This window comes from Methylobacterium sp. P1-11, from assembly GCF_008329595.1.
Taxonomy (GTDB): domain Bacteria; phylum Pseudomonadota; class Alphaproteobacteria; order Rhizobiales; family Beijerinckiaceae; genus Methylobacterium.
This window is the reverse complement of record NZ_NPKS01000069.1, coordinates 1-13678: the sequence shown is the minus strand read 5'-3', so window position 1 is coordinate 13678 and position 13678 is coordinate 1. Positions and strand designations below refer to the sequence as shown.

General features: G+C 62.3%; 10 protein-coding genes. 4 read left to right on the top strand and 6 right to left on the bottom strand.

Translation table 11 applies throughout. The features are described 5' to 3' along the window. Window positions 1–276: 276 nt before the first annotated feature. On the bottom strand, window positions 277–558 hold the full coding sequence (locus CIW48_RS32475; protein WP_149314455.1) for a hypothetical protein: 282 nt from the start codon (window positions 556–558) through the stop codon (window positions 277–279). Between the two features lie 200 nt (window positions 559–758). Between CIW48_RS32475 and CIW48_RS32470 the strand changes: the two genes are divergently transcribed. Continuing rightward, window positions 759–2930: a hypothetical protein gene (locus CIW48_RS32470; protein ID WP_149314454.1), complete on the top strand. Its 2172-nt coding sequence runs from the start codon at window positions 759–761 to the stop codon at window positions 2928–2930. A 258-nt stretch (window positions 2931–3188) separates the two neighbouring features. On the opposite strand, the gene CIW48_RS32465 is transcribed toward CIW48_RS32470, so the two are convergent. From CIW48_RS32465 to CIW48_RS32455, 3 genes are all read right to left on the bottom strand, one after another. Continuing rightward, complete coding sequence (locus CIW48_RS32465) at window positions 3189–4883, bottom strand: arylsulfatase (RefSeq protein ID WP_197739412.1); 1695 nt, start codon at window positions 4881–4883, stop codon at window positions 3189–3191. Further along, window positions 4880–5803, bottom strand: a complete 924-nt coding sequence (locus CIW48_RS32460) for a formylglycine-generating enzyme family protein (protein WP_149314453.1) — start codon at window positions 5801–5803, stop codon at window positions 4880–4882. The genes CIW48_RS32465 and CIW48_RS32460 overlap by 4 nt, the downstream gene beginning before the upstream one ends. A 180-nt stretch (window positions 5804–5983) precedes the next feature. Next, entirely contained in the window at window positions 5984–6274 is a 291-nt protein-coding gene (locus tag CIW48_RS32455; RefSeq protein ID WP_149314452.1) for a hypothetical protein, read from the bottom strand. A gap of 500 nt (window positions 6275–6774) precedes the next feature. On the opposite strand from CIW48_RS32455, the gene CIW48_RS32450 reads away from it, so the two are divergent. Beyond that, window positions 6775–7797: a transporter gene (locus tag CIW48_RS32450; RefSeq protein WP_149314451.1), complete on the top strand. Its 1023-nt coding sequence runs from the start codon at window positions 6775–6777 to the stop codon at window positions 7795–7797. 38 nt (window positions 7798–7835) lie between these two features. Here CIW48_RS32450 and CIW48_RS32445 read toward each other — a convergent pair whose 3' ends face one another. After that, window positions 7836–9284 carry a DUF1254 domain-containing protein gene (locus CIW48_RS32445; protein ID WP_149314450.1) on the bottom strand — a complete coding sequence of 483 codons (1449 nt, stop codon included), beginning with the start codon at window positions 9282–9284 and terminating at the stop codon, window positions 7836–7838. Window positions 9285–10145: 861 nt separating this feature from the next. Between CIW48_RS32445 and CIW48_RS32435 the strand changes: the two genes are divergently transcribed. Next, window positions 10146–11567 (top strand): TAXI family TRAP transporter solute-binding subunit, encoded by a 1422-nt coding sequence (locus CIW48_RS32435; protein WP_246695522.1) that lies wholly within the window; start codon window positions 10146–10148, stop codon window positions 11565–11567. Window positions 11568–12119: 552 nt separating this feature from the next. On the opposite strand, the gene rsgA is transcribed toward CIW48_RS32435, so the two are convergent. After that, complete coding sequence (gene rsgA / locus CIW48_RS32430; RefSeq protein WP_149314448.1) at window positions 12120–13154, bottom strand: ribosome small subunit-dependent GTPase A; 1035 nt, start codon at window positions 13152–13154, stop codon at window positions 12120–12122. Window positions 13155–13531: 377 nt separating this feature from the next. On the opposite strand from rsgA, the gene CIW48_RS32425 reads away from it, so the two are divergent. Next, a partial coding sequence (locus tag CIW48_RS32425) for a co-chaperone GroES (protein ID WP_149314447.1) occupies window positions 13532–13678 on the top strand: 147 nt, incomplete at its 3' end.

The following is a 13678-nucleotide window of genomic DNA, read 5'->3' as shown; positions in this document are numbered from 1 at the left end:
CCGCACTCCGGCCTGCGCATGCTCTCGCCCCGAGAGTACCTCTGCCGGACTGCCTAAACCCACCCCGCTGCCTGTCCGGTCAAACAGGGTGCACTCCACCGAATGTCCGGTTATGCACGCGTTGGCGCGCCAAAGTGAGGTAGTTTGGCCGAGAGCCGCCGGTCCGCTTCGGAGTAGTCCCGTCGCAAAAGCCGACAGGCTCCTACCGACCCAACTTAGTCGCACTGGCTATGCCGCTGAATCCTCCGGCCAGACATTGAGAGTGCGTTCGATCGCTCAGCCTCCCCCCTTGATCGGCATCAGGCTCTTGCAGTCGATCTCTGGCATCGTCGCCATCTGGTCGAAGGGCACCACCATCAAGTGACTGTCCGGCATTCTGGTGACGTTGAACTGCTTGCCGGTGATCTTGTCGGTCGCCATCGCGACCATGAGCTGCATCGGCTCGAACGGCGTGACGATGAAATCGTGCCCCGAGGCGCCGATGGGACTCGACAAGGAAGCCGTGGCCACGCCCGTGCCGGCGAGGAGAGAGACAGCCGGCAGAATTACGCGCATCATGATGGATCCATTTCGGTTCGGTCGACGGGACTTCGCAGGCCTTGGCCTGGCAGTTACCGGGACTGAGCGTCGTCGCCCACGCCGTAACAGTGAACCGAAGGTGACCGAAGGGCGGTAGGGCGGACAGAACTCGCGATGACATCGTATGCATTCCGACCAATACGGCGACTTTTGGTGCCGACGATTAGGATGCGGGCACGATGAGCGTCGGACGGGTAACGTCGCAGGGCAAGCAGCGGCACGCCGTGTACCGGGCAGCCTTCAGGCTCGTTCGTGGGGTCTCGTACGCCTCACGTACCGCCGCCCGGATTGCCGGCGCGCTCCTCCTCGCGGCGCTCGGCATCCTGTTCCTGAACTACGTCGTGCTCCCGACCGACAAGGCGCACGCCTATCGCAACCTCGACCCGAGTCTTGCCGAATGCCGCGACGGGCTCGCCAAGGGTTGGACGATCCTGGCCGATACCGGGCGCGAGGTACTGATGACGACGAGGCCGGTCGAGGGCGACGGTTGGGTCGATGCCAGCAACGACGAGGATGCGGCGATCGCCACGGATGCGCGCTGGGCGACGCGGCTGCGCTGCGCCCTGCAGCGTCACCGCGTCCCGGCCCGCGATGCCGGAGGGCACGACGTCGCCTACCACCTCGGCTTCATCGAGTTCCAAGAGGATGGCGAACCTTACGCGCTGGTCGCTCGTGAAGGAGCGAGCGACACGGCCATCGACAGCGCGATGCTTCGCCACGCCATGGACGCTGAGATGCGGGCCAAGGGCGTGCCGGCCACGATGGTCAAGCCCGTCATCACTCAGCTTGATGCCCTGAAAAAGCATCTTTCGACCGGGTCACACTACGTGATTGCGTTCGTCCACGGCTGGCGGCACGACGCGCGGATCGGCGACGGCAACGTGGCGGACCTGCGCCTTTATGCGGCCCACGCCGCTCGCTTCCTGGCGCAGCGCTGCCAGAGCGACCCCAGCATCTGCGACATGGACGTCACGGCGATCTATGTCGGCTGGCGCGGAGCGCGGGTCGACGAGCGCGGCCTGCGGCTCTGGTTCGGTGATACGATCGGTGGATTTTTCGGAAACCTGTCGGCCGGCGCAACCCTGTTCGATCGGAAGCCGGTGAGCGAGGCCATCGCGCCCGCGGCGATCTCAGCCCTCCGCACGCTCGAGTCGACGCTCAGCGCGCCGGGCACGCACAACAAGCTGATCGTCGCCGGACACAGCCTCGGCGGCAACATGCTTGCGAGCGGACTCAAGGACGACATGGTCAAGGCGGTGCGCCGCCACCGGTTCGGCGAGACGCTGCCGCCGGTCCTTGGCAATCTCGTAGTCCTGATCAACCCCGCCTCCGAAGCGAGCAAATGGACGGCGATCCAGCGCGAAGTCTGGTTGAAGCTGGCGGATTATGCCGACGCACACACGCCAGCTTCAGAGGTCGAGCGCGATGACGGCTACTTTCCGTCCGATCAGCGGCCGATCCTGATGTCGGTGACGGCGGCTCTCGCCTTCCCGGCGGGTGGCCTCCGCCCTGGGGACTGCGCGTGGATCGGCCTCGATGTCGACGACGCCTTCGCTGCCGCCCGCCGGAAAATCCGGGGCCGACTCTCGGCGACCGACAGCATGTTCGATGCGGGCGTCGACTACGACTGGGCGACACACGACCTGTTCCCGACCTTCAAGTTCGATTTCCGCCCGGCGGCGGGCTATCTCGACCGGGTGGCGGCAAGGTTCGAGGGCCGCCAGCCTCGTGGCGAAAGCTGTAGCCCCCCGCCGCCCGTCGGCCTCGGAGCCGGATTTCTAACCCTACCGCTACGCACCCTGTCGCTACTTGCTGCAACCTTCCCGTTCCAGAACACCGCGTGCGAGGATTCGCACACCATCGGCAATCTCGACCCGCCGCGGCCAGCGGCTGGCGTGCTCGCCGATGCCCAGCCTTCGGCTGCGCCCTTCGGCACGACTCACGAACTGCTCGGGCTTGATGTATCTGGTCTCGAGCGGCACCATCCCTATGCCACACTCGCTGATGCCGCCCTTGACTGCCCACGCTCCGACCACTGGCTGACCCGAGCCCGAATGGCGCGCGCCGCCCGGCGCGGCAACTCTTGGGACAGCGCCGACCTCCTGCCTGGCGGCTCCGGCGAAAGGGGGCCGGCCGCACGCTTCCTGCACGGCCTTCAGTTGACCGGCATTGCGCCGATCACCCGTCCCAACGACCCTTTCTGGAATGTCCGGGCTTTTGACAACGCACTCTCGCGCCACGACGGCTACCGGCTGTCTTCGTTCATCTGTGCCTTGAACCAGCTTGTCATGGACGACATCACCGATGCGCCGTCGTCGATGAGTGATCACAGAGGCTCTCAGAGCCCATAAACCCTATTCTTAGAGACTGCCTTGACAACCTTTCGCCCCGGCGTGGGCGGTCGCAGATCCCCCCTGAACGCCCTCCGAGGGCTAACAGCGCAGGCAGGACGTGGCCGAAAGCGGCCGGTCCGCTTCGGAGACGGTCAGCCGGAAAAGCAGATGGTCCTCGAGCGACCCATGCCAATCGTCTGGGCCGCTGTCGCCGCTTCTCCGAAGCGGCCGTTCGTCAGCTGTCGGGCAAATTCGGCTTGGGGCGGTGAGTCGTCATCATTTCGCCATCGCCGCCCTGGCTGCCTGGATCTTGGCCTTGACCGCTTCCAGGTTGAAGCTCGCGCCCTTCTGCATCGGCGGGAACTCAATGGCCGTCATCGCAAGCTTCTCCACTTCCTGCTGGACGAAGGTGAAGCGCCAGAACTCGTAGAGAAACCAGTTCATGTAATTTTGTGTGCCAGCCTTAGTGCCACTGTCGGGCCAGCCTGTGCGCTCAAAAGGATCGAGCCGCAGATTCGTAATGTATGGCACATCGGGTTTCGTCTTATCGCCAAGCCAACCCGCAGGCTGGTCAATGAAGCGATATTTATAATCTCCGATCCTCACTGCTCCGAGTTCGCTTTCGCCGAAATACCATATCTCATTACGCTTCGACGGCCCCTTGCCGGTGATCAGATCCATCTGGTTATAGCCGTCAAGGTGTACCTTATAATTCTCGTCGCCGATCTTTTTGCCTCGTTTCAGTTCTTCACCAATGTCGGCGTTGCCGGCTGCGGCGACTAAGGTCGGGAACCAGTCGAGGCCGGAAATGACGCCGTTCTGGACCTGCCCAGCGGGCACTTTGCCGGGCCAACGAATCATCGCCGGCGCCCGGAAGCCGCCCTCCATAACCGTGCCCTTCGACTGCGCGAACGGGGTTTGTCCGCCATCCGGCCAAGTAAAAACCTCAGTGCCGTTGTCGGTGGTAAAGACAACGATGGTGTTGTCGTCCACTCCCAGGTCGGCCAGCTTCTTCATCACCGCCCCGACGACATCGTCGAGCTGCGCCATGCCGGCCTCATGGATGGTCCAGCCGTTCTTGGAATTGCGCAGGGCTTGATATTGCGGTGACAGGTGGGTGGTGACGTGCATCCGGGTCGGATTGAGCCACACGAAGAAGGGCTTGCCGTCGGCCTTGGCCCGGTCGATGAAGCCGAGCGCCAAGTCGCGGATCTCGTCGTCCACCGTCTCCATCCGTTTGGGATAGAGGGGTCCGGCGTCCTCGATCCTCTGCTTGCCGACGATGCCCCAGCGCGGGTCGTCGGTGGGATCAGCCACGTTCGTCGCCCAAGAATGGATCATGTTGCGCGGGCCGACCTGACCCAGCAGCTCCTGCGGGTAGCCGGGGTGGGCCGGGTCTTCCATCGCGTCGAGATGGTAGAGATAGCCGAAGAACTCGTCGAAGCCGTGCACCGTGGGCAGGAACTCGTTCTTGTCCCCCAGGTGGTTCTTGCCGAATTGCCCGGTGGCGTAGCCTATGCCTTTCAACACGGTGGCGATGGTGACAGCCTGCGCGGGCAAGCCGATGGGGGCGCCGGCCTGGCCAACCGTAGTCATGCCGGTGCGGATCGGCAGCTCGCCGGTGATGAAGGCCGCGCGCCCGGCCGTGCAGCTCGCCTCGGCGTAGTAGTCGGTAAACAGCATGCCCTCGGAGGCCAGTCGGTCGAGGTGAGGGGTCCGTCCCGCCATCATGCCGCGATGGTAGGCCCCGATGTTCCAGATGCCGATGTCATCGCCCATGATGACGATGATGTTCGGCTTCTGCCCCGTCGGCGTTGTCAGCTGCTGAGCGCGAGCGGTCCCCGTTGCTTTCAATGTCAGTCCGGCGACCGCCAAGAGCGAAGTGCCGGCTAGGAGCATGTTGCGGCGACTAAGTGGGCATTCTGGCGCGGAGCTCGTTCGATCCGCATGGTGCGCGCCATCGTGCGTCATGACTGACCCCTCTCTCTCAGGACACACCTGAAGCCGACGTGGCTCATGGAGGTATCGACGGGCTGCGCGTGCCGCGCCGCCGGCCGATAGCGGCGGCAGTAGTTCGGCGCGCACAGGTGGGAGCCGCCCTTCACGACCTTGCAGGGGATTGGGACCTGCGGATTGCGTGGGTCGAAGCTGTCCTCCTCACGCCCGCCATGTGGGTTCCGAAGAACACAGCAGGCCTTCGAGGCATCAACCGGATGCGTCGGCCCGTACCAATCGGAGGTCCACTCCCAGACATTGCCGATCATGTCGACCAGACCGTAGCCGTTCGGGGGGAACGAGCCGACTGGGGTCGTGCGCTTAGAGGCGTCCGGGGCGGTGTTGAGGTGAGGGAAATCGCCTTGCCACGTGTTGGCCATTAGGCGCCCAGCAGGCATAAATTCTTCGCCCCACGCGTATTCGGCACCATCGCGACCACCGCGGGCCGCGAACTCCCATTCAGCCTCGGTCGGAAGAGCTTTGCCCGCCCACACAGCGTAAGCCTCGGCGTCGCGTAGCGCGACGTGCACGACAGGATGATCGTCGAGGCCCTTGATCGAACTGCCGGGACCGTAGGGATGCCGCCAGTTCGCACCCCGCAGAAAAATCCACCATCGAGTCCAGTCGCGCCTGTCGCCGGGCTCACGCGGCGGATAGAAGGTGAGTGAGCCAGCGTAGAGCATGTTCGGCTGCGCTCCCGGATAGTCCTTCGGCTCCGGAAGGCTTTCCGCTACCGTTCGATAGCCGGTCGCGCGAACAAACGCCTTGAAGAGCCGGTTGGTGACGGGTGCCTCATCGATCCAGAAGCCGTCTACGCTGACGCAGTGTGCTGGCGCTTCTTCAGGATAATGGTCATCCGATCCCATACGGAACGTTCCGCTGGGAATCCAAATCATCCCATGCGTCTTGTGCGACAGCTCGGGACTGAGTCGCCTAAACGCGAAGAAAGTAGCGCCTGACATTTTTTATCCTAAACTTAGTTCATTAAATCTTCTTCATAACATAACTGACACGACGGCCATCGCGCTGATGCAGCAGGGCGCAAGAAGCATCGATTCATCAAAATTATGACAATGTTACATTTGCAGACAGGTCAATAACGCAACATAGCTTGGTGGCCCACCAATGCTCACCTCCTGAACGCATGCGCTTCGACGGTTCGCTTTGAAGCCCGGCCATTGCTGTTCAAGCTGTGCGCGCGCCAGGGTCTCGTCATGTATGCAGCCCTTATCGGTAGCTTGGGCGCTCTGACCGAGCGAAGGTGCCTCGCCGCAGATTGCCTTGAGGTTGAAGCGCGGCACCTCCTCGGCTTTGACCGCCGTTGCAGCAAGAAATAGCAGGAACAGCAGGCACGATGGCTTGAACATCTTTCGCCTCTCCCTGGGACTATGCCGCGGAAAGCGCTTGATACATCGGCGGGACGATCAGACTGCTTTGGCGTCCATGGCCACCATCGCGAATGCCAAAACCGCGCCTGAAATCCTTAGAATCTACAGCTTTCGAGCGAATCCTGCCGAAGCCACTGCCATCATGAAGAAGATATGGTCTCCTGCTTGATCAAAGTGGACAGACACGGCTCATTCAGCACACCCCACCTACGAGGTACTTCGAATCGCATCACGGGATCCAACTCAGCAGGCCTTGTACTGATTTTCTAAATCGTCCTTTTCCGTCGCGATACTGCCACAGAACGTACCGTATTTACTGTATAGGACCGTTTTCCGTAGCAATCATTGTATCAAATTTACATCAGTCGCTAGTATATAAGGCCATCGGCGCGCACGGGCGCTTGATAGAAAATCTATGCTATGCCAATTTTGCTTTACAATCAAGTGACTCCGCGCTTCGAATATTGGGAGCTGACGCGATGCGAAACGACCGAGCGGTCGGCCAATGTGCTGCGGCAGCTTTGCTAGGCGCCCTGTCCTTTGTCGCAACCGAGCGGGTCCAGGCGGCTGAATATGCGCAGGGCATCTACATACTCGGCAATCGCGGCGCGCTCGCCGGGGTGATTCCGCCGCCCGGCTTCTATTTCGAGAGCGAAACCTACTTCTATCAAGGCGATTTTGGAAGGAACCGTGTGTTCCAGGGCGGCGGCGTCGTAGCCGCAAACGTCAAGATTGATTTCAGCGCCAATTTTGCATCGCCGATTTGGGTCACGCCGGTCGAGATCCTGGGCGGCAATCTCGGCTTCTCTATCACCATTCCGTTCGGCACGCCCGACGTCGCCGCCGCAGCGGTGCTGTCGTCGCCCCGCATCGACCGCATCATCGCCGGGCGGGAGCACGATGCCATCTTCAACGTCGGCGACATCTATCTGGCCTCTTTCGTGGGCTGGCATTCCGGCAATTTCCATTGGACTGCGACGGTGCTCGGCGTTGTGCCCTCCGGTTCGTTCGAGAATGGCCAGTTGTCCAACATTGCGCTGAATCGCCCGGCCCTCGATCTCAGCGGCGCGCTCACCTATCTCGACCCGGCGCTGGGCTACGAACTCTCGGTCGTGCCTGGCATCACGTTCAACTGGATCAACCCTGCAACACACTACCTCACCGGTACCGAGTTCCACCTCGAGTGGTCGGCATCGAAGTACCTGAGCAAGGACTTGTCGGTGGGTCTCGTCGGCTATTTCTACGACCAGCTTACGGGCGACAGTGGGTCGGGCGACAAGATCGGCTCCTTCAAGGGCCGTGTCGTGTCTTTAGGCGGCCAGATCGGCTACACCTTTCACGCTGGCGAGATTCCGATCTCGACGAACGTCAGGGTTTACCGCGAGTTCGACGTCAAGAACCGCTTCCAAGGCACAGCGACATACCTGACCATCTCGGCACCGCTCTGGGTTGCGCCACCGAAGTCCACGCCCGAGCCAAAGGCGATCGTCACCAAGTTCTGACGCCCGTCACCTGACCCGGACGGATTCCGTCAGGCATCCTAAAGGGTGGCGCTGGAGCTTCGGTTGACTGGCGGCGGCGCCCAGGAACCACTCAGAAGGGCGTCCTGCGGCCAGTAGGTGCGCAGCATCAGGATGAAAGCGCCGGCCGGGGCCGGAAGCCAGTTCGACTCGCGCTCCGCTCCGGGGCTCTCGTGCTGGATCAGGAGATCGATTGATCCGTCCGGGTTGGCCTTGAGGTCGTCGCGCGGGCTCACCGTGTAGCGGTTGAGTGGGTTCTCGACGAAGAAGTAGTCCGCATCATACATCGTCAGCGACCAGAAACCGTCGACAGGCGGAAGTTCGCCGGCTGGGAACCGCATCACGTACTTCGAGGCCCCGGACAGGCGCCGGCCCGCAGCATCAACCGTCGTCAGCGGATAGACCGCATCCTGCGGCAGATTGCAGCCAAGCCCCACCGCCGTGACGAGCGCGCGCTGCAGGTAGTCCTTGCCGTAATCGCCGCCATTGGTGGTGAAAGTCCAGCCGTTCACGTTCGCGCCCGCCGTTTTGAGGTGGCCCATGATGCGAGTGATGGCCTCCCTCGGCGCGCGATCGATCGCCTCCCGGATCGCGGGCGACTGGCTCGCCGGATTGAAGGAGTGACCAGGAACGACGCCGAGCGAGGCCATCTTAGCCACCGGAACTCCATCAGCGAGCGCCGGTGGGTTGTCCTTCATCAGGGTGGCAAGCAGGTTGAAGTAGGTCGTCGCATCCATGCGGTTGACCTGCTCACGCACGGCCGTCTTCGTGTCGATGCTTGGATCGATCCGGCCTGGAGGCGGCGTGTACGGCTTGCCGGCCGCGCTCGCCGGGACGAGCCGGTACTGGTCCTGAAGCGCATGCACGGCCCTGTAGTCTTCGGGCGTGCCCGTGCAGTAGGTCCGGCCGAGGATCCAGATCAGGTTGGTCGGCGCCTGGATCAGCTTGGCGCCGGACGGCACGCTGCCGCTCCAGCCGGGTCCGGCGATGAAATAGGTCTGCGGCCCAGTCCCAGTCGTGCGCTTGCCCGGCACGGCGAAGACATTCGTCCAGGCGCTCAGCATCGGCATGAGGTAGTAACGGCCGTCCTCCTCCGGGAGACTGAGAATGTGCGGCTCGGTCCCGACATCGATGAAGGCGCTGGAGTAGAGCGTGTCCGCGTTGGGTGCAGTGACTGCACGGAACTTCGCATCTGGATATTCGCGTAGATTAGCGAACTGGCCCATAGGGGCGTTCTTGCCCTCAGCCGCGGCGACGTTAGTGAGCACGCGCCGGGTCATCTCCATGGTGACGAGCGGGTAGCCATAGATGTAGGCGTCCGTAGCCAGCTCCAGCGGATCGGCCGGCACCTTGTTGCTGATGATTGGCGCATCCTGAGCCGTGCTCTGTGCCCATGCCGAGCGCCGGCTCATGCCGACGAAAGGGATCGTGGCGGTTCCCACTGCGAAGATCCGTCTGCTGACATCCATGCCTGCCTCCTGGAACTGGCCTGCTCAGCCGGACCGCCATGGAGTGACCCTGCAAGTTATCATGCCTCCAGCATGGCACGTGGCCAGACAGTGGCCTGGAGGATCACCGCTCCTCAGATTGTGGGCTACCAGCGGCGGAAGCTGCGCGTGTAGACGACCGCACGTGGGCCATAGAAGCCTCGCTGTACGGCGACCCCACCCCAAGGTCCGATGCAGCCGGCCCGGTAAAAGCCGCGGGCGCAGACGAATGCGCTCGCCGGACTTGCGGATAGGGTGACGAGGCCGGCAAGAAGCGTGAGCAGAATAAAATTATGACGTAGGGCAGTGATGTGTCTCATGGCATGCCTCCCTCATGATCGAAGTCGGCCCGGAACAGCGGCTACCATCTCTTAATTCGATACCGGCCTGCGAAATTTCTTTGGCGCAACTACTCCAACGACGCGCCGAACTTGAAGTTTCGCGAACAAAAAAATCTTACAAACATTGGAATGCCAATTTGGCGATTCGCATCCTGCATACTGTTTTAGGGTACGCGCAGTGATCCAAACTGTCAATTGTGATACTGGCGAGAGTGATATAAACGATTACTTTCTCCAGCTAGCGTCTTTGAACCATGCAAGCTCAGCAGTATCGCGCTGCATAGGAGAGGCTGGCGAATCGGCTTCCAGCCGGAGCAATCGAGAGGAACGGCGTGAAGGAGCTGGCTTGAAGCCAGGACTGAGCCCGAGTGCCGAGCAGGTGGAGCTTATGCGTAGCCGAATTGGGGGGTGCGCGTGTGACCACGAGCACTTGGCGCGAATGCACGAACCTGCACTGGCGGGATTACCAGCATCGTGAGACCGAAACGGCGGGAGGGCTGCGATGATATCGAACGCCACACCCATCGATCTTCAGCCTGAGCTGAAAGGTCCGGCCCCCCCCACAACCCGCAAGCCGCGCCACAGACGACAGCGTCGCCTCCTCACTGTCGTCGGAGTGCTGCTCCTGCTCGCCGCCGGGTTCGCGCTGGCGCACTTTTGGTCGCCGCATGCCAATCTGCGGGTGACCACTGGTCCGCAGGGCGGTGCTCTTCAGCGGTTCATGGCAGCGTTCGTCTCCGTGTCCGCGATCCAGCATCCCCGCGTTCACCTGGAACTCGTGCAGGTTCCCGACCTCGCTGCGGGCGCCAAGACCCTGGAAGACGGCCGGACGGATCTGGCCATCGTGCGCAGCGATGCGGCAGCGCCATCGAACGCTCAGACCATTGTAATTCTGCGCCGGGATGTGGTGACCCTGGTTCTGCCGCCCCACAGTAAGATCAGCTCCGTGGCAGGCTTGGCAGGCAAGACGGTCGGGATCGTGGCTGGCCCGGTCCAGGTGAACAATGCCCAGGCTCTCGACGCACTTCTGAGCTTCTTCAACATCCCCGCAAAGGACGTGCATCGGGTCTTCCTACCTGTGGCAGAGCTCGGGCAGGCCGTGCAGGAGAAGAGGATCGAGGCGGCGCTCGCGGTCGGTCCTATGGCGCCGGGTGAGGTCGTGGACGTCGTTGCCGCCCTCGCGCGTGCGACAAAGGGGACTCCCGGGATCCTGGCGATCGACGATGCGGAGGCCATTGGCAAACGCTTCCCCGGCTTCGAGTCGATCGACGTTCCTGTTGGCGCGTTTCGAGCCCGACCAGCCACGCCGAGCGACACCGTCTCGACCCTCGCCGTTACCTATCGCCTCGCCGCTTCGGAGCTGATGACCAACGTCGTGGCGGCTGCCATCGCGCGTTCAATCCTGACCACGAAAACCAAGCTCATGGCCGCAACACCGCTGGCCAACCAGATCGAAGCCCCTGATCCTGACGACAAGAGCCCCATCCTGCCGGTTCATCCCGGTGTGGCGGCCTACCTAAGCGGCGGGGACCAGAGCTTCCTCGATCAGTTCCAGCAGTACTTCTACGTGATCGGTATCGGCACCAGCATCATGGGATCGGTGTTCGCGCTGGTTTCGAGCTACTGGAGCCGGCGGCGATGCGACGAGGATTGGCGGCCGATCAGGAGGCTCGTCGAGATCGCGGATGAGGCGCCCGGCGCCGAGCGGCTCGCATTGGAAGCGCTTGAGCGTGAAACCCAGACGATCGCCTCGTCCGTGCTTGGCAGACAGCCAGGGGTTGTCGGAGCCGAGCGGCTGTCGGCGTTCTCGACCGCGCTCTCACATGCGAGGCACGCCCTTGATAGCCGGAAGGCGGCTCTTGGACCGCAGATAGGGCCGAGCTCCGGGCCAAAGCCTTCGCCGACGCTAGTAGCAGTCCAGTGAGGAAGCGGCCAGACCGATACAGAAGGTGCTTGCGATCCTCGATCTGCCTGGGGCGCAGTGCTCCAGCGAATTCGCGTTTTGCGCGCGAACAGCCATGGCAGACGACTAAGGCCTTCGCGTCCGCTTTGGGGATCCCGCGCTTTTGCTTCGAATGACCGGGATGGGCGGATTTCGTTGAAAAACTCGGGACTGGGCCGAAGCAGCACTGCGGAATGCTGCAGACGTAGAAGGTCCTGCTATCGCGTTGACTCAAACTCGCAGCGTTAGTGGGATCGCGCCAGCGATAAGAGAAGAATAGTCTCCGGAGTGCCACCATGAATGAAGCCTGAAATTCGGACTCCGAGTTTTTCAACAAAATCGGCGGCAAGCCGAACGTCCGGTTCTGCGCGCGATGGCGATCTGGCGCGACGTATTCTGGCCGAGAGCCGCCGGTCCGCTTCGGAGCTGATAGGACGGCGAACCGGATATTTGGCTACTGGCCCGACCCTGTCGCGACAAATGATGCACGCATTGCTTCAAAGCGTCCGAACCTGCCGGATGTAATTGCGGAGCCTACCTGTGGGTACGCTGACGACCGCGTGGCCCAACGGATGTCGGCGTGTTGTCCCGGTTCTCATCGAAGAGCTTGCGCCACCGGATTAACCGCTCAGGTTCGATCTCGCCTTCGGTGACAGCGGCCAGCACGGCGCAACCGGGTTCGTGGGCGTGAGTACAGTCACGGTATCGGCACAAGGGCGCGAGTTCGAGAATCTCGGCAAAAAGGGTGTCGATCCCTTCCGCGGCGCCACTGACGTGCAGCGTTCGCATTCCCGGCGTGTCGATGACCCAGCCACCACCGGCGATGGCATGCAACGATCGCGATGTGGTCGTGTGGCGTCCCTTCGCATCGTGCTCGCGAATCCCTCCGGTCTGCTGGGCAAGTGCCTGACTTGGACCGACCAGCGTGTTCACCAGAGTTGATTTGCCGACACCAGAGGAGCCGACCAGTGCCACGGTCCGCCCCACGCCGCACCACGGCGCGAGCATGTCTGCAGCCGTCGAGAGACGGGGATTGACGGTCACAACCTCGAGCCCGCGTTGCAACTGGGACGCTTGGCGCTCGTAGGCTCTCAAATCGGCGGTTGTGTCGGCCTTGGTGAGCAAGATCACCGGGGTTGTGCCGCCTTGATTAGCGAGCGCCAAATAGCGCTCCAGGCGCGCGGGATTGAAGTCGGAGTTGCAGGAGGTGACGATGAACAGAGTGTCGACATTAGCCGCAGCGGCTTGAAGCGTTCTGCTGCCTTCCGTGCGTCGCTCCATCACCGTCCTGCGGCTGAGACGGCGATGCAGTGTCTGTTTCTGGGGGTCGGCGAGCACCCAATCGCCAACCGTGAAGTCGCCCGTGTTGGCATGAACGGCCAGCGTCAACTCGACCAATCCGGCCTGCCATAGGCCAGTCAGACGAGAGCGGTGGATCGCAGCAATCCGCATCGGGGCGAAATCAGCCTCGTGGGGTTCACGCTGGTCTTCGAAGAAATTGGACCAACCCAGGCTTGCAAGCGACAGGGGTTGGGAGGCGGTGGGATGATCGGTCACCGACCTGCCCATGACATGCCATCACGCGCCTGGCCAGCCCACTGCATCAGGCTCGCATCGAAGCCCGAGGGAACGCGAGGACCGTTCCACGGCACTGTCCCGCTTGGACATACCCAATGACGCGGAAGGTCGTGTCGATACGCAGGTTGATCCGAGCTGCCCCAAGACGAACTGACAAAGCTGCCGTGTCCGGATTGAGGCGGCGGAGGCGCATCACCCCAGCCTCAAAAATGCGCCCCTCGACATTCAGGCATGAAATTAGCACTTCTACGCAGCGAGTGCTAACGATGCTCCGATCGGGCGGTCATATGTTTCTTCGCCGCTACTCCTCCCGCGACAGCGCCTGCCATGTCGGTTGGATCTCGCTTGGGAACGATCAGGATCTCACAATGCAATTCCGTCCGCTGCACGACCGCGTGGTGCTCCGTCGCATCGAGGGCGAGGAAAAGACCAAGGGCGGCATCATCATCCCCGATACGGTCAAGGAGAAGCCGCAGGAGGGCGAGGTCGTCGCCGTGGGACCAGGTGCACGGGAC